Here is a 16417-nt window from a genome sequence, read left to right on the forward strand (position 1 = left end):
ACCTCAATGAGAAGGAGTTCACATTTATGGGTAAAATCGCATTTATCTTTCCCGGTCAAGGTGCACAAGCAGTCGGTATGGGTAAAGATGTATATGATGCTGTTCCACACAGCCGTGCGGTGTTTGAGAAGGGCGATGAGGTGCTTGGGTTTCCGCTAAGCCGCCTTATTTTTGAAGGACCGGACAGCGAGCTGAAACAGACAGCCAATACACAGCCTGCACTTGTTACGACAAGCGTAGCTTATCTGGAGGCGCTTCGTGAACATGGAGTGAAGCCGGATTATGTTGCCGGTCACAGTCTGGGCGAATACAGCGCCCTGGTAGCCGCCGGAGTGCTGTCTTATGAGGATGCGGTCAGCCTGGTGCGCCTGCGCGGACGCTTCATGGAAGAGGCGGTTCCGGGCGGACAAGGCGCTATGGCAGCTGTGCTTGGTGCAGAGCGCGAGGCACTGGCTGGATTATGCCGCAGCATTTCGGAGGATGGCAGCCCTGTGGAGCTGGCTAACGTCAACTGCCCTGGACAGATTGTCGTCTCCGGTTCCCTGGCCGGCGTTAACGCCGTTGCTGAGCGCGTCAAGGAAATCGGCGGCAAACGGGCGATTCCGCTTGAAGTAAGCGGCCCTTTCCACTCCTCCTTAATGAAGGAGGCTGCGGAGCGGCTGGCTGCTGAGCTGGGGAAAGTAACCTTTAATGCTCCCGCTATGCCTGTGGTTGTCAATGTCACGGCAGCTCCGGTTACAGATCCGGAAGAAATCCGTGAGCTTCTGGTGCGTCAGGTGTTCTCGCCGGTGCTCTGGCAGGATAGCGTAGAACAACTGATTGCTGCGGGAGTGGATACTTTCGTGGAGATCGGCTCCGGCAGTGTGCTGGCAGGCTTGATCCGTAAAATTGACAAGAACGTCAAGGTTGTCAATATTAACAGTCTGGAAAGTGCTCAGGCGGGCTTGTAGGCTTAGGTATAATCGAGTGAGTGCAATGGATAAAGGGGGAATATAGCATGTTCTCAGCATTAAAAGGCCAGACGGCACTTGTCACAGGCGGATCACGCGGCATTGGCCGCAGTATTGCGCTGCTGCTTGCGGAATATGGCGTGAAGGTGGCCGTGAATTATTCCGGCAACGAAGCGGCAGCGCAGGAGACTGTGGCCCGCATCAACGAGCTTGGCTCGGAGGGCATTGCCCTCAAAGGCGATGTCGGCAACAGCCAGCAGGCGGAGGATTTGGTAAAAGAGGTCATTAACACCTGGGGCAAAATAGACATTCTTGTCAATAATGCCGGTATTACCCGGGACAATCTCATTATGCGGATGAAGGAAGAAGAATTTGACCAGGTCATCGAAACGAATCTCAAAGGCGTGTTCAACTGTCTGAAATCAGTTACCCGCCCGATGATGAAGCAGCGTTACGGCCGGATCATCAATATTTCTTCGGTGATTGGCGTGATTGGAAATGCCGGCCAGGTGAACTATTCCGCCGCCAAAGCAGGCATCATTGGGATGACCAAGTCGGCTGCGCGTGAGCTGGCTTCCCGGGGCATTACGGTGAACTGTATCGCTCCCGGGTTTATCGACACCGAAATGACGCATGCGCTGTCCGATGAAGTCCGCAGCGAGTATGAGAAGGGGATTCCCCTTGCCAGACTTGGGCGGCCGGAGGACATTGCTATGGCGGTTGTATTCCTGGCCTCGGAAGGGGCAACCTACATGACAGGACAGACACTTCACGTGGATGGCGGAATGTACATGTAAGGCCAAAAAAAGCAGTAAAAATGTTACGGGGGAAGAGAAGCGGAGCGGCCGGAAAGCGTTTTTGGTGCTCTATGGTATTTTGACTTCATATCTCGTATAATACCAAAAGAGGAGGTGAACCGGATGTCCGATGTATTGGAGCGTGTAAAACGCATTGTCATCGACCGCTTAGGTGCCGATGAAGCTGAGGTAACATTAGAAGCGTCTTTCAAAGATGATTTAGGTGCTGATTCTCTTGATGTTGTAGAATTGGTTATGGAATTGGAAGATGAATTCGACATGGAAATCTCTGATGAAGATGCAGAGAAGATTACGACCGTGGGTGAAGTTGTGAAGTACATACAATCTCATACCTAGAGTCATATGATTGAGAGTCCCGTTCCTTTCAGGGCGGGACTTCTCCTCATTTTATAGCGCCAAGGCTATGCCGAAGGATGCGAGCTGCACCTTTACAGGGAAAATAACAGAACCGCTGATTGTACAATCATGCGGCGACTGAAGTTTATATAGTTTCTACTTAAGAAGATACAGCCTACAGATGGGGTGATTGCGTTTGAGTCATAGAGTGGTTGTTACCGGTATGGGCGTGATGACGTCACTGGGTAAGGATTTGGATACATTCTGGGATAGTCTGATGAGCGGCAAATCCGGAGTATCAATGGTTGATTCCTTTGATGTCAGTGAGTACCCTACCCAAATTGCAGCTTCAATTAAAGATTTTGATCCCGAAGCGTTGTTTGGCCGCAAGGAAGCGCGCAAGATGGACCGGTTTGTCCAGTTTGCCCTGGCTGCCGGCCAAGAAGCGTTGAAGGACAGTGGACTTAAGATCGGTGAAGACATTGATGCGGACAGAATCGGTGTATCTGTCGGCTCCGGTATCGGTGGTCTGGGCACTTGGGAAGATAATCACAACCTTCTTTTGGAAAAGGGGCCGAAACGGGTCAGCCCGTTCTTTATTCCGATGATGATTGCGAACATGGGTTCAGGCCAGCTATCCATTAGTTTCGGAGCCAAAGGCCCGAATACGACAACAGTGACAGCATGTGCAACAGGAAGCCATTCCATTGGGGAATCCTTCCGGCTGATCCAGCGCGGAGATGCGGATGCGATGATCTGCGGCGGTTCTGAAGCAACGATCCGTCCGACAGGGATGGCAGGCTTTTGTGCAATGAGAGCCATGTCTTCACGCAACGATGCGCCTGAGAAGGCCAGCCGCCCGTTTGACGTTGACCGTGACGGTTTTGTCATGGGTGAGGGTGCCGGTATTCTGATTCTGGAATCACTGGAGCATGCCGAGAAGCGTGGGGCGAAGATTTATGCGGAGGTTATCGGCTATGGACTGAGCGCTGATGCCCATCACATGACTGAGCCTGATCCGGATGGTGCGGCACGCTGCATGAAGATGGCAATCCGCGATGCCGGCATTGCACCTGAAGAGATCGATTACATTAATGCGCATGGCACTTCCACGCCTGTAGGAGACCGGTCGGAAACGGCTGCCGTCAAGAAGGCTCTGGGAGATCATGCCTATAAGGTTGCGATCAGCTCCACCAAATCAATGACAGGCCATTTGCTTGGTGCTGCCGGAGGCGTGGAAGCGATTATTTGCGGACTGTCTCTGCAAAAGAACATGATTGCTCCAACCATCAATTTGGACAATCCCGACCCGGAATGTGATCTGGACTATGTTCCTAATGTTCCACGTGAGGCGGAGCTTAACATCGCCATGTCGAATTCATTCGGGTTCGGAGGACATAACGCGACCGTTATTCTCAAAAAATACAATCAGTAAGGGGACAGTGCAGTGAAAGGAGACCTGAAGCAGTTACAAAGCCAACTTCAAATCCAATTTCACGATGCTGTACTCCTGAAGCAGGCCTTTACCCACGCGTCTTATGTGAATGAACACCGTTTCAACCAGCACCAGGACAACGAACGTCTGGAGTTTCTTGGCGACGCGGTTCTGGAGCTTACGGTGTCAGAATATTTGTACAACTTGCTGCCGGACAGGCCTGAGGGAGAGCTGACCAAGCTGCGGGCTGCAATTGTATGCGAGCCTTCGCTGGTCAGATTTGCGGAGAGCCTGGGCTTTGGCCGCTATGTACTATTGGGTAAAGGGGAAGAACTTACGGGCGGCAGAACCCGCCCGGCCTTGCTGGCCGATGTGTTTGAATCCTTCGTGGGAGCGCTTTATCTGGACCAGGGCCTTGAAACGGCCCGGAAGTTCCTGGATAATCATGTGTTCCCGCTGGTGGAAACGGACGGTAAGCTGCAAATGCAGATGAGCGATTTCAAGACGGAGCTTCAGGAGCTGATACAGCATCACGGTTTGGGCACGCTGGAATATCGGATTATTGAAGAACGCGGACCGGCACATGAACGGGAATTCGTCTCTGAAGTGTATATGTCGGGCCAGTCACTTGGTAAAGGAAGCGGCCGTTCCAAGAAGGAAGCGGAGCAGCAGGCTGCGGCGGCGGCACTTTTACATCTGAAGGAAGATGGCGCATAAGTGCTCATTTTGCCAGATAAGATGAAATCAGGCCCGCGCTAAAGGGGCTGCATAGAGTAGCAGACGGAGGAGAGCAGCAAGTGGTCTGAATGCCGGCGCAGAGGCGGAAGTCAGACCTTTGCTGCTCTTTTTCGAATCAGTGCTGAGGTAGGGATTTTTGTATGATATCAATGGTTTCTTCGGTTTCAAGGGCTATTTTAGGCTTTAAATCGCTATGGTATAATGGGGCAGAGGTGATAGGCGAGTTATGTTTTTGAAACGGATTGAATTAGCTGGCTTTAAATCATTTGCCGATAAAACGGAAATGGAATTTGTGCGCGGCATTACAGCTGTAGTAGGCCCGAATGGCAGCGGAAAGAGCAATATTTCCGATGGCATTCGCTGGGTGCTGGGCGAACAAAGCGCCAAGTCGCTGCGCGGCGGCAAGATGGAGGATATTATTTTTGCAGGCAGCGATGCGCGTAAAGCGGTCAATTACGGTGAAGTGTCGCTGACGCTGGATAATGAGGATCACGCGCTGCCGCTGGATTTCAGCGAAGTGACTGTAACGCGCCGTGTGCACCGCAGTGGTGAAAGTGAATATTTGATCAACAAGCAGGCTTGCCGGCTGAAGGATATCACAGAGCTGTTCATGGATACCGGGATCGGACGCGAGGCTTATTCAATTATCGGACAAGGCCGGATCGAAGAAATACTCAGTACCCGTTCCGAGGATCGCCGCGGCATATTTGAAGAGGCCTCAGGTATCGTTAAATATAAATCACGTAAGAAAGACGCCGGCCGCAAGCTGGATGAAACAGAGCAGAATTTGCTCCGTATTCATGACCTCATCAGTGAGCTGGAAGATCAGATCGGACCACTTAAGGATCAATCCGAGAAGGCAATCCGCTACAAGGAGCTGCGGGAGCAGCTTAAGCAACTGGAGATTTCCGTATATGTCCATCAGATCGAAGGGATACATACCGCCTGGAAGGAAGGCAATGACCGGCTGGAAGTTCTGCGCAGCGAACAGCTTCAGTTGTCTACCGTTGTCTCGGCCCATGATGCCAAGCTGGAAAGCGGGCGTTCCGAGCTGCGGACGCTGGAGGAAGAAGTAGAGAAGCTGCAGGAGCAGCTCCTGCGGTACAGTGAAGCCAACGAAAAAAGCGAAGGGTACGGCGAGCTGCTCAAGGAACGCAGACGCAACCTTGAGAACAACCGGGAGCAGCTTATGGCTACGCTCGGTTCTGTAGGCGAGCGTTCAGCCGACCGGCAGCGCGAGCTTGCGGAGCTGGAGCATAAGCTGAAGATGACCCGGCAGGCCCTGGAGGAGCTGCGGAAGCAGATCGCAGATGAGGAATCCCGGCTGGAGGGCGTCAGCGGCGGGATTAGCCAGAGCAAGGAAGAAAAGCTGAAGAGCGCTCTTCTGGAGCTGATGAACCTAATGGCGCAGGCCCGCAACGAAATTCGTTATGCGGACCAACAGAAGGAGAGCCTGGAGCGGCGGATGAGCCGCAGCGAGGAAGAAAGCGGCAAATGGACTGCCCGCCTGCAGGAGTTGACTTCCGCCCATACAGGTCTTAAGGATAAGATTGCCGGACTGGGCAAAGAGATTGGCACTCTCCGTAATGCGTACATTACCGAGAGCGAGCAGACCAGTAAACGCCAGAAGCTGCTGGAGGAGACGCAAGGCGGACTGCGCAAATGGGAGCAGAAGCGCGAAGCCCAGGTGTCCCGGCATGAGACGATGAAGGAAATGCAAGATGACTTCGATGGCTTCATGCTCGGAGTCAAAGAGGTGCTGAAGGGAGCGCGCAAAGGCCAACTGAGTGGTGTGCACGGCGCTGTCGCGGAGCTTATCTCGGTTCCTGAGAAGCTGGAGATGGCGGTTGAGACCGCGCTGGGCGCTTCGCTGCAGCATGTGGTCATGGATAACGAAGCCGTGTCCCGGCAAGCCATTGCTTTTCTAAAGCAGCGCCAGCTTGGACGGGCTACCTTCTTGCCGCTGGATGTCATCCGGCCCCGGCAGATTAGCGGAAGCGACCTTAGTATGGTGGAAGGCGCGGATGGTTTTGTCGGGATCGGTTCTGAGCTGGTGGGATTTGCAGACAAGTATGCAAGTATTGTAGGAAGTCTGCTTGGCAATGTTGTTATTGCTGAAAGTCTGGAGCAGGCCAACCGGATCGCGGCTAAGTGCCAATATCGCTATAGAGTGGTTACACTGGAAGGCGATGTAGTGAATGCGGGCGGTTCCATGACCGGGGGCAGCCAGCACAAGAAGAACAACAGCCTGTTAAGCCGCAAACGTCAGCTAGACCAGTTGTTCAGCGAGATCGAGGAGAGTGAGCGCCAAATCTCCAAGCTGAAGCAGGGGATCAGCCGTCTGCGGGAAGAGCAGGAGAATGCTGCCCGGAAGCTGGAAGAGCTGCGGCATGACGGGGACGAGAAACGTCTGGAGGAACAGCGTGTCTCCGGTGATTTGAAGCAGCTTGAACAGGAGCTGCGCCACGTGCAGGAGCAAGTGGAAGGTGCCGGAGCGGAGCGCAGCAGCTTTGAGAACGAGGTACGCACGCTGGAGGAAAGCCGCAAGCAGGCGGTCGCCGAGCTGGAGCGGCTGGAGAAGGAAGAGAAGACCGCGCATGAGGAGATCCGCAATGCCGAAACTGCCCGTAAGGCCAGCGAGTCGGCCAAGGAAGAGCTGCAGAGCAAGCTGACCGGCATGAAGGTGACAGAGGGCAAGCAGGATCAGGAAATCTTCTCCCTTGAAGAGCAACTGCGTCGGATGAGGCAGGATGCCGGCTCGCAGGATAAAGAGCTGCGCCAGAGCCGCAGCCTCCTGATGACTATCGAACAGGATTTGGAAGAAAACGCCCGTGAAGCCGTGAAACAGAAAGAAGACCTGAACAGCTACAAGCTGAAGAAAGAAGATACAGCCGCTAAGCTTGATTTGGCAAGAGCCGAACGTGCAGCCTTGACACGTAAGCTGGAAATTGCCGAAGGCGAGACCAAAGATCAGCGGCAAGCATTGAGAACGGTCGAAGACAAGCTCCGCTCAACGGAGGTTGCCGTGGGCCGGCTGGATGTCGAGCTGGATAATATTCTCCGCAAGCTGAGCGACGATTATGAGCTAAGCTATGAGCTGGCGAAGCAGCGTTATCCTGTACCTGAGGATGTGCCGGCGGCACAGGCGGAGGTACAGCGGCTGAAACGAAGCATTTCTTCTCTGGGCGAGGTTAATCTGGGTGCGATTGAGGAATACCAGCGTGTACATGAACGGTATACCTTCCTCAGCGGACAGAAGGATGATCTGGTGGAAGCCAAAACCACCCTTTACCATGTAATTCGTGAGATGGAAGAGGAGATGTCCAAACGCTTCAAGCTGACCTTTGATGCGATCCGTCGCCAGTTTGGCACGGTTTTCACAAAGCTGTTTGGCGGCGGCCGGGCGGATCTGATGCTGCTTGACCCCGAGCATTTGCTTGATACGGGGATTGATATTGTCGCACAGCCTCCAGGTAAAAAGCTGCAAAACCTTCAATTGTTGTCCGGCGGAGAACGAGCTCTGACTGCAATGGCACTGCTGTTCGCGATTCTGCAGGTTAAGCCTGTGCCGTTCTGCGTGCTGGATGAGGTTGAAGCGGCGCTGGATGAAGCCAATGTTGTGCGGTTCGCCCAATATCTGCGGGAGTTCTCGGGACAAACGCAGTTTATCGTAGTCACCCACCGCAAAGGCACGATGGAGGAAGCGGATGTGCTCTATGGTGTGACGATGGAAGAAGGCGGGGTATCCAAGCTAGTCTCTGTTAAGCTGGAGGATGAGGAAGCGGAGATTGCCTAACGCTCACAAAACTTTTAGGAGGAACAATATGAGCTTTTTTAGAAAATTGAAAGAAAGCATCGCCGGCAAAACGGAAAGTGTAACGAAACAGTTCCGCGACGGTCTGGAGAAGACACGCAAAGGGTTCGTTGAGCGGGTATCGGATCTCATTATCCGCCGCAAAAAAATAGATGAAGAGTTCTACGAGGAATTAGAAGAGATCCTGATCGGGGCCGACGTCGGTGTGAACACGGTTATGGTACTGGTTGAAGAGCTGCGTGCCGAAGTGAAGCAGAAGCGGATTGAGGATGCCTCGGAGCTTCAGCCTATTCTCTCCCGCAAGCTGATGGAGCTGCTGCGTGGCGATGATGATAATAGTCTGAAGGAAAATCCCAATGGAATTACCGTTATTTTGTTCGTTGGTGTGAACGGAGTCGGCAAGACAACAACCATCGGCAAGCTGGCTCACCGCTATAAGCAGGAGGGTAAAAAAGTTCTGCTGGCAGCAGGTGATACCTTCCGCGCAGGGGCTATAGAGCAGCTTGAGGTATGGGGTCAGCGGGCTGGCGTGGACGTAATCAAGCAGCAAGCGGGTTCTGATCCGGCTGCAGTGATGTTCGATGCTGTTCAAGCTGCCAAGCAGCGCAACGTGGACGTGCTGATCTGCGACACCGCAGGCAGACTGCAGAATAAGAGTAATTTGATGGAAGAGCTGAACAAGATTTTCCGGGTCATTCAGCGCGAAATTCCAAGTGCGCCGCACGAAGTGCTGATGGTGCTGGATGCGACTACAGGGCAGAATGCTCTGACGCAAGCCAAGCTTTTTGGAGAAAAAAGCGGTGTTACCGGTCTGGTGCTGACCAAGCTTGATGGTACGGCCAAAGGCGGAATTGTCGTAGCGATCCGTCAAGAGATGAACCTGCCGGTGAAGCTGGTGGGTCTCGGGGAGAAAATGGAGGATTTACAGCCGTTTGATTCCACCCAATTTGTCCACGCTCTGTTCGCCGGCATGATTGCCGAGGAAGCACAGAAGGAAGAGCAGGAGTAATAACAACTAGCGGTTCTTTAAGAAGCTGTACTCTGTTCATGGAGTATGGCTTCTTTTTTTACAAAATTATGTAGAAAGAAAATAAAGTTTTCGACTAACGATGTGTCTTTTACGCTAACGGGGGAGGATAAGCCAATGGAATCTAGGGGAAAATACCCGCAAATAATTGGGGGTTCTTGTGGTGAAAAAATTATTGATTTTAATATTGCTTATCTGCTGTCCAATGAGTGGTATAAATAATAATATTGTTGGAATAAATGAAAAACTGACATCAAAAAGTACTAATGGCCAACCTAAAGAGTCGAAAGAATTGATGTTTCAGGATATGCTAATGCTATATCTTTTGCCGCACATAAAAAAGAAAATAGATGAGATATATCATAATAAATTGAATTATGCACCAGTGGTTTATCCTTATTTTGTGAACGTTACAAATGTACAACGGGTAAATGGTTTCAGAGGATTTCACTTCACCATGACCCTCGAAGTGGCTCCAGTAGTTGGTCCGCATATTTCCGTTGGCATGGACAGTCTAACATTTGATATATCACCTAATAACCCTGATAAAGTAAAGTTAATAAACTGGAAGCATTTAAAGGACCTGCAGAAGACTGATTTTCCACCAAACTGGATGGATGTTCTAAAAAAATAGGTGGATCGCTTCTGCAACACGCAAGGAAAACTGCAGGCAGCCAGTTGGGATATGAAAAGGTCATCTTAACTACAGATCATATTCAACAAAGTAGCCATTAACAAACAGGGAACTTTGGTTCATTATACAGCGGGAGTTTAGGACCTTCCTTTCCGGGTCCAAGACTTCCGCTGTTTCATTATATGAAAGATTCATAATAGTAATGCTTGTCAGCTCTCCTGCATACAATTCTATGTATTCTGTACAAATATGCTTCCTAAACACATACACATTTAGAAAGGAAGCGATTCCATTTATGAACAATGGTTCGTAAATTCCATTTCACTGTTATATATATTGACATGAAGATTAACACTTACGTATTATTAATGTAATATTTACTATTTTCGTGTTTCGTTTATTGTATTTCAAGCAATCGCGTCAACAAACATTACACATCAGTTGATTCGAAAGGGGTGGGGCTCATGTCCAAATTAGATCCTTTGCCCGGGCTGTCTCCGTATCCGCTGCAGCATTTTTATGATGAAATGTATGCTGATGAACGGAGTGTCCGGCCGCATTACACGCATGTAAACCGCATGTTTTCCGGGATGAGCCCCGAGGAGCTGCAAGGCAAGCAGAATCTGATGCAGCGCCGGATGATGGAAGAAGGCATTACCTTTACACTGTACAACCCCGCACAGGATCATCCGATGGAGCGCACGATTCCTTTTGATATGATCCCGCGGATTATCCCGAAAGGAGAGTGGGAGCGGCTTGAAGCCGGTATAGTTCAGCGGATTACAGCATTGAATCTGTTCATTCATGATATTTATCATGAGCAGTACATTGTTAAGGACGGTATTGTCCCGCGGCGGATGATCATCTCTAACTGTTACTTTCGGCCGGAAATGTGTGGCTTGCGGGTGCCTGGCGGGGCTTATATCACTACTTCGGGTATTGATCTGATCCGTCACCATGATGGGGAGTATTACGTGCTGGAGGATAATTTGCGGACACCTTCAGGGTTTTCCTACCTTTTTAAAGGCAGATCCCTGATGAATCAGTTGTTTCCGGAATTGTCCTTTGCCAGCTCTATACGGGATGTGGATCACAGCCTGAACCGGTTTCTATCGGTGCTGCGCAGCCTTTCCCCCTCACGGTCGAAGGACCCGGTCATTGCGCTACTGACTCCAGGTGAATATAATTCGGCTTACTATGAGCATGCTTTCCTGGCACAGCAAATGGGAATCCATCTCGTGGAAGGCCGTGATCTGGTAACCCAGGACCACAAAATATATTTGCGGGAAATGAACGGACTGCGCCGTGTGGATGTGCTGTACCGCCGGCTCGATGATGATTACATTGATCCGCTGGCTTTTCAGCCTGACTCGCTGCTCGGTGTTGCTGGTCTGATGAATGCATACCGTGCAGGGAATATTGCCATCGCGAATGCTCCGGGCACCGGTGTTGCCGACGACAAAGCAATGTATGTCTACGTCCCTGATATGATCCGCTACTATCTGAACGAGGAGCCTATCATTGGAAATGTGCCGACCTATCTGCTGTCCCGCCAGCAGGAACGGCAGTACGTGCTTGATCATTTGTCCGAAATGGTGGTCAAGGAGACCTCGTTGTCCGGCGGATACGGCATGCTTATCGGAAGCGAGGCAACGAAAGACGAATTAATGGAGTTCCGGCGCAAAATACTTTCCGATCCGACACGTTACATTGCCCAGCCGATTATGTCGCTGTCGAGGGCGCCGGTGCTCTCGGATGGCAGTATGATTCCACGTCATATTGACTTGCGGGCATTTGTGCTGATGGGGGCGGACCGCAAGCCGCATGTGATTCCCGGAGGTCTTACCCGAGTTGCCATGAAGGAAGGTTCACTGGTCGTGAACTCGTCACAGGGCGGGGGTGTTAAGGATACCTGGGTAATGGCCTAAGAACGAACGGACAGCAGAGCGTTTCAGAACGGACTGATAAAGTGCGGCATCCAAATGTTAAATGAAGGAGTGGCGACGATGCTGAATCGCAATGCGGAGGCTTTGTTTTGGATTGGCCGGTACATTGAACGGGCAGAGAATCACGCGCGGCTGATTGATGTGCACTATCATATTCAGCAAGAAGAGGACTTTCAGGCTGAAGGGCATAAGTGGTCAAGGCTGATTGATGCGCTGGGCTTCAGAGATGAATATCTGCAGCAATTTGACAGCTTTTTGGAGCAGGATGTCTTGTCGTTCATAACCCTCGATCTGGGTAACTCGAACTCATTATTTTCTTGTGTGCATCAAGCCAGAAATAATCTTCGTACGCTCAGACAGCATTTGCCGAGTGAGCTGTGGGATATTGTGAGCAGCTTCAATCTGTGGCTTGGCGAGCAGTCAGTGGCGGATATTATGAGCGGCCCTCATCAATTCTACCAGCATGTCAAAGAGCGGGCGGCGATGTTCCTTGGAGCAGAGCATTCGGTAATGCTGAGAGGGAATGAATGGCATTTTATCGAGAGCGGGCGTTTTCTGGAGCGGGCGGAAAATACGACACGGATTCTCCAGGCGGTTACGGTATCCTGTAAATCTAAGCCGATTAATGCTATTTATACCCAGCTTCAGGCCGTACTCAAGTCGGTGAGCGGTTATCAGGCCTTCCGCCGCTATTATGCAGATGCAATGTCGCCGGAGAGTATTCTGGAGTTTCTGATTGCCAATGCCTACTTTCCACGGTCGATCCGGTTCTCTTTTCATAAGCTGGAAGAGCATTTGGCAAAGCTTGAGCTGGATACTTCAGAGAAGGGCTCCGGTCATGAGCGGGTCATCCGCCAAGCCGGCAAGATCAAGGCCGATCTCGATTATATGGAAAAAGAAGAAATCTCAGGCGATCTCGTGGAGGATGTGCTGGAGGCACTGATGGAATCCTGCCAGAAGCTCGGCAAAACGATGGATGGAGCCTTTTTTCGCCGTGAAGGAGTGTCTGCATGAAAATTCAGATCGACCATACGACAACATACAGCTACCCGGAGCCGGTTACGGACAGTGTCAATGAGATCCGGCTGACGCCGCGCACCAATTACCGGCAGTCCTGCTACCATCATGAGGTGGAGATATCTCCGCCGGCTAATTTGCTGACTTATGAGGATTTTTTTGGCAATCGGGTGCATGCTTATTCTGTGAACAAACCTCATACCGAGATGGTGATCCGCACCAGAGCGACTGTAGTTACTCTCGATAAGTCCCAAGGCTCGGATCTTCCCCATATCTCACTTGAGGAGCAGGTGAAGCTGCTGCAAGATGAGCGATTCCAGAACCGCTATGTCGAGTTTATTTTGCCTACACGTTATACCGAGATAACACCTGAGCTGGTTGAATTTGCCTCACAGCATCCATTTAACGAAGCGGAAGATATGTATGAATGGACCAAACGGCTGTCATCGACGATTTATGAGCAGTTTACCTATGATCCCGAAGCGACCAGTGTCAATACTACCGTAAAAAGAGCGCTGAAGCTCAAACGTGGGGTGTGCCAGGATTACGCCCATCTGATGATCGCGGTCTGCCGCAGTGTTGGTCTGCCGTCGAGGTATGTGAGCGGATATCATTTTGTTGGCGACCTGCAGGGAGGCAATGCCAATTTCGAGCAGGCTTCGCATGCCTGGGTGGAGACACATATTCCTGGTACCGGCTGGCTCGGCTTTGATCCTACGAATAATGCTGAAGTGAACTGGCGTTATGTCAAGCTTGGGCATGGCAGGGATTACAAGGACATTGTTCCCGTAAAAGGCGTATATCGCGGAGTAGGCGGCACGCTCACTGTGAAGGTGGATGTGCGGCAGTTGGAGAATTGAATATGTAATTACTGAATAGAATGGAAACAGCGTGTGCCGGAATGATTGGTATGCGCTGTTTGTGTTGGTTCAGAGATAAAATTGATATTTTTCAAATAGAATCGTATTCTAAGATGTTTCAAAATTGAAATGAAATATTACATTGGAGTTCCATTTATTCACAAATGGTTCACATTCATATGGGTTTAAATATATAAAATGCCAATAAAAAGAAGGAATGGTAATATGTAAACATAATAAGTATAGAGGAGAAATAAAACCTCTTGTAATTAAAAATGGTAATAAAAGGATGATGTTTGCACACATATCAAGAAAAGTTATGGGTTATTGCTTAGGACAATAATTCTAGAATGAAAATTATGTCTTGAAAAGGAGAGGTTAGCTTTGAAGAAAAAATTATCAGTTTCTATTATTGTATTGATTGCATCATTAAGTCTTTACACAGTTACAGATGCATATGTTTTAAAACCTTATCATTGGAGTAAAAGTGCTGGCAGTACTCAAACAGTCCAATTTAAATATAGTACATCAAATTCAACCTATAGAGCTACATTTAATACAGCTGTTTCTGATTGGAATTCAAGGCAGAGTAAGATTTATTACAGTCTTTCAGATCTTAATGCTAGTGCTGTAAACACGGTTGGAACCGAATATATTGCAGACCAATCGCATTATGGTATCACTCATGTCAGTTATAGCGTCAGTTCAGGATTAATCTATACTGCTGAAGTTTTGATTAATATAGGTAATTCTGATGTTGTAAATAAATCAAATACTAGGAGAAGTGCAGCGAATCATGAACTGGGCCACGCATTAGGATTAGACCATACAACTCCTCCCGTTCTAAGTGTTATGAATTCTTCAAGGGATAGAGAGACAGTCTATACACCTCAAACAGATGATATCAACGGTGTTAATGCAATATATCCGTTCTAAGACAGGAGAAGCATATGAAGTCTTTTCTATTATGGCAAATGAAACGTGCGTAACATGAGAGTGGAAGGCGAAATAAGCGAGTAAACACGTTTGAAGTAATGTTTGGTTTATCTCTTTTTTAGCCAAATGGCTCTGCTAAAATATAGGTTGCGGGAGGAATATATGTGATCATAAAAGGAAAACGCACGGTAATAACACTTATCTTCACAGTGGCTCTGATAGCAACTATAGCGATAATATTAAAAAACAACTTCGCTGAGAGTTCTGCCACAGGTGAACCTGAAATCATTGCCGTAACCATTCATCCGGATTATGCAATAAGCGGTGATCTTAGCGGTCTTGTGGGTTTTGCGGATTATATTGTAACCGGACACTACAAAGAATTCATCGACAACTGGGATATGGGTGAGAAATATATAAGTGACGTATATCAATTTGTAATTGATAAAGTGAACTATGGCGATGTAAGTGGAGAGATAGAGGTTGCGATACCTCATTATCAGCAGCTAAGCACGATTGTTGAAGGTCAGCAATATGAAGCCGATATGGATCTCCCAAATTATACACAACCTAAAAAAATATGAGCCGAAGAATATTTTCACTCCTGCGTCGGTTCCCTTTCAAATTCAATTCGATCAAGCAAATATAGGTACATTGATATTTAATAAAAATAGTAATGCTGAGAAGGAAGTACTGACTAAAAGCAAAAAAGAAAAAATTGTGTTTTCAATCGAAAGTGATGATATTGAAGCTATTGATTCGGTTACAGGTATCACGCTAGAAGATCTGGAATCTCAAATCACTGAAGCTGTCACTTTGAAAAATAAATAAAACAATTCAGCAGTCAGCGTAAGTTTTGGCTTGGCGTTGTTCGGACGTGCTGGAGTAGCAGGTTAGTTGCTTTTTGCGTGAAATTTGCAGAAAGTGATTATAAACAAGGCCGGTTTGGGTAATCTTGAAACAGAGAGCATTAAGCTGGAGGAAATGGAAGGGAGTGTATAAATGAGCCCAGATACAGCGAAAAAACAGCGGTTTCTTGGAAAAACAGCCATCATTACCGGTGCAGGCTCGGGAATCGGCAGAGCGACTGCGATTCAAATGGCCCGCGAAGGCGCCAATGTCGCTCTGTTCGACCTGGTGAATGACCGCACCTTTCTTCTGGAGCAGAAGCTGAATAAGCTGCGCAAGGATTGTGCGCTGGCCATTGATGTGGATACCTCGGATGCTGAACGTATGGAGTCAGCGGTGCAAAAGACAGTGGAGCATTTCGGCGGACTGGATATTGTTTTTGCCAATGCCGGGATTAATGGCGCAGTTGGACCAATTGAGGAGCTTAGTCTCAGTGATTGGGAGCGCACCATCTCTGTCAATTTGACGGGGACCTTTCTGACGCTGAAGTACAGCATTCCCCATCTCAAGGAAAAAGGCAAAGGGAGCATTATCATCACCAGCTCCATTAACGGCAACAGCCGTTTTGCCAGCTTTGGCTGGTCGCCATACAGCACAACCAAGGCGGGACAGGTCGCTTTTGCCAAGATGGCGGCCCTGGAGCTGGCGAAGTTCAAAATCCGCGTCAACGTCATTTGTCCGGGAGCGATTTCGACGAACATTGATGAGAGCACCGAATTTAACGAGGATGTAGAGAGCATAGTGATCCCGATTCAATTCCCGGAAGGTGCTCAGCCGCTGGCCGACGGACCGGGAAAGCCGGAAAATGTGGCCGAACTGGTCTCCTTCCTCGCTTCAGACGAGTCGATCCACATCACGGGCGCGCAGATTGTCATTGATGGGGCAGAGTCCTTGCTTTCTTAAAAAAATACGTGCAATGTTGAGAAAGTTCTCTACATTTAACAGCCTTATCCAACGGTCTTTCAGATCTGGGATAAGGCTGTTTGCGCCAGGTCAA

General features: G+C 49.4%; 15 protein-coding genes. All 15 read left to right on the top strand.

From position 1 onward, the window contains the following. The first annotated feature begins 26 nt into the window (after window positions 1-26). Window positions 27-950 (top strand): ACP S-malonyltransferase, encoded by a 924-nt coding sequence (gene fabD / locus ACX1DY_RS16375; protein WP_458965260.1) that lies wholly within the window; start codon window positions 27-29, stop codon window positions 948-950. Between the two features lie 47 nt (window positions 951-997). Then, window positions 998-1747, top strand: coding sequence for a 3-oxoacyl-[acyl-carrier-protein] reductase (fabG, locus tag ACX1DY_RS16380; RefSeq protein ID WP_458965261.1), 750 nt, complete (start codon window positions 998-1000; stop codon window positions 1745-1747). Between the two features lie 123 nt (window positions 1748-1870). Then, window positions 1871-2104 carry an acyl carrier protein gene (locus ACX1DY_RS16385; RefSeq protein ID WP_019911228.1) on the top strand — a complete coding sequence of 78 codons (234 nt, stop codon included), beginning with the start codon at window positions 1871-1873 and terminating at the stop codon, window positions 2102-2104. 196 nt (window positions 2105-2300) lie between these two features. Then, a complete protein-coding gene (gene fabF / locus ACX1DY_RS16390; RefSeq protein WP_458965262.1) occupies window positions 2301-3539 on the top strand; it encodes a beta-ketoacyl-ACP synthase II in 1239 nt (412 codons plus the stop codon). A 12-nt stretch (window positions 3540-3551) separates the two neighbouring features. Next, window positions 3552-4256 (top strand): ribonuclease III, encoded by a 705-nt coding sequence (gene rnc, locus ACX1DY_RS16395; RefSeq protein ID WP_458965263.1) that lies wholly within the window; start codon window positions 3552-3554, stop codon window positions 4254-4256. Between the two features lie 247 nt (window positions 4257-4503). Next, window positions 4504-8073, top strand: a complete 3570-nt coding sequence (gene smc / locus ACX1DY_RS16400) for a chromosome segregation protein SMC (protein WP_458965264.1) — start codon at window positions 4504-4506, stop codon at window positions 8071-8073. A gap of 28 nt (window positions 8074-8101) precedes the next feature. Beyond that, window positions 8102-9100, top strand: coding sequence for a signal recognition particle-docking protein FtsY (gene ftsY / locus ACX1DY_RS16405; protein ID WP_458965265.1), 999 nt, complete (start codon window positions 8102-8104; stop codon window positions 9098-9100). Window positions 9101-9281: 181 nt separating this feature from the next. Next, window positions 9282-9752, top strand: coding sequence for a DUF3888 domain-containing protein (locus ACX1DY_RS16410; RefSeq protein ID WP_458965266.1), 471 nt, complete (start codon window positions 9282-9284; stop codon window positions 9750-9752). A gap of 464 nt (window positions 9753-10216) precedes the next feature. Continuing rightward, on the top strand, window positions 10217-11680 hold the full coding sequence (locus tag ACX1DY_RS16415) for a circularly permuted type 2 ATP-grasp protein (protein WP_458965267.1): 1464 nt from the start codon (window positions 10217-10219) through the stop codon (window positions 11678-11680). 78 nt (window positions 11681-11758) lie between these two features. Continuing rightward, complete coding sequence (locus ACX1DY_RS16420; protein ID WP_458965268.1) at window positions 11759-12712, top strand: alpha-E domain-containing protein; 954 nt, start codon at window positions 11759-11761, stop codon at window positions 12710-12712. Next, on the top strand, window positions 12709-13575 hold the full coding sequence (locus ACX1DY_RS16425) for a transglutaminase family protein (RefSeq protein WP_458965269.1): 867 nt from the start codon (window positions 12709-12711) through the stop codon (window positions 13573-13575). The genes ACX1DY_RS16420 and ACX1DY_RS16425 overlap by 4 nt, the downstream gene beginning before the upstream one ends. 384 nt (window positions 13576-13959) lie before the next feature. Next, window positions 13960-14511, top strand: coding sequence for a M57 family metalloprotease (locus tag ACX1DY_RS16430; RefSeq protein WP_458965270.1), 552 nt, complete (start codon window positions 13960-13962; stop codon window positions 14509-14511). Window positions 14512-14675: 164 nt separating this feature from the next. Then, window positions 14676-15095, top strand: coding sequence for a hypothetical protein (locus ACX1DY_RS16435; protein WP_458965271.1), 420 nt, complete (start codon window positions 14676-14678; stop codon window positions 15093-15095). Further along, complete coding sequence (locus ACX1DY_RS16440) at window positions 15046-15342, top strand: hypothetical protein (RefSeq protein WP_458965272.1); 297 nt, start codon at window positions 15046-15048, stop codon at window positions 15340-15342. Before ACX1DY_RS16435 ends, ACX1DY_RS16440 begins: the two co-directional genes overlap by 50 nt. Window positions 15343-15513: 171 nt before the next feature. Continuing rightward, window positions 15514-16323 carry an SDR family oxidoreductase gene (locus ACX1DY_RS16445; protein WP_458965273.1) on the top strand — a complete coding sequence of 270 codons (810 nt, stop codon included), beginning with the start codon at window positions 15514-15516 and terminating at the stop codon, window positions 16321-16323. Window positions 16324-16417: the final 94 nt, after the last annotated feature.

The organism is Paenibacillus sp. BAC0078 (assembly GCF_054483875.1).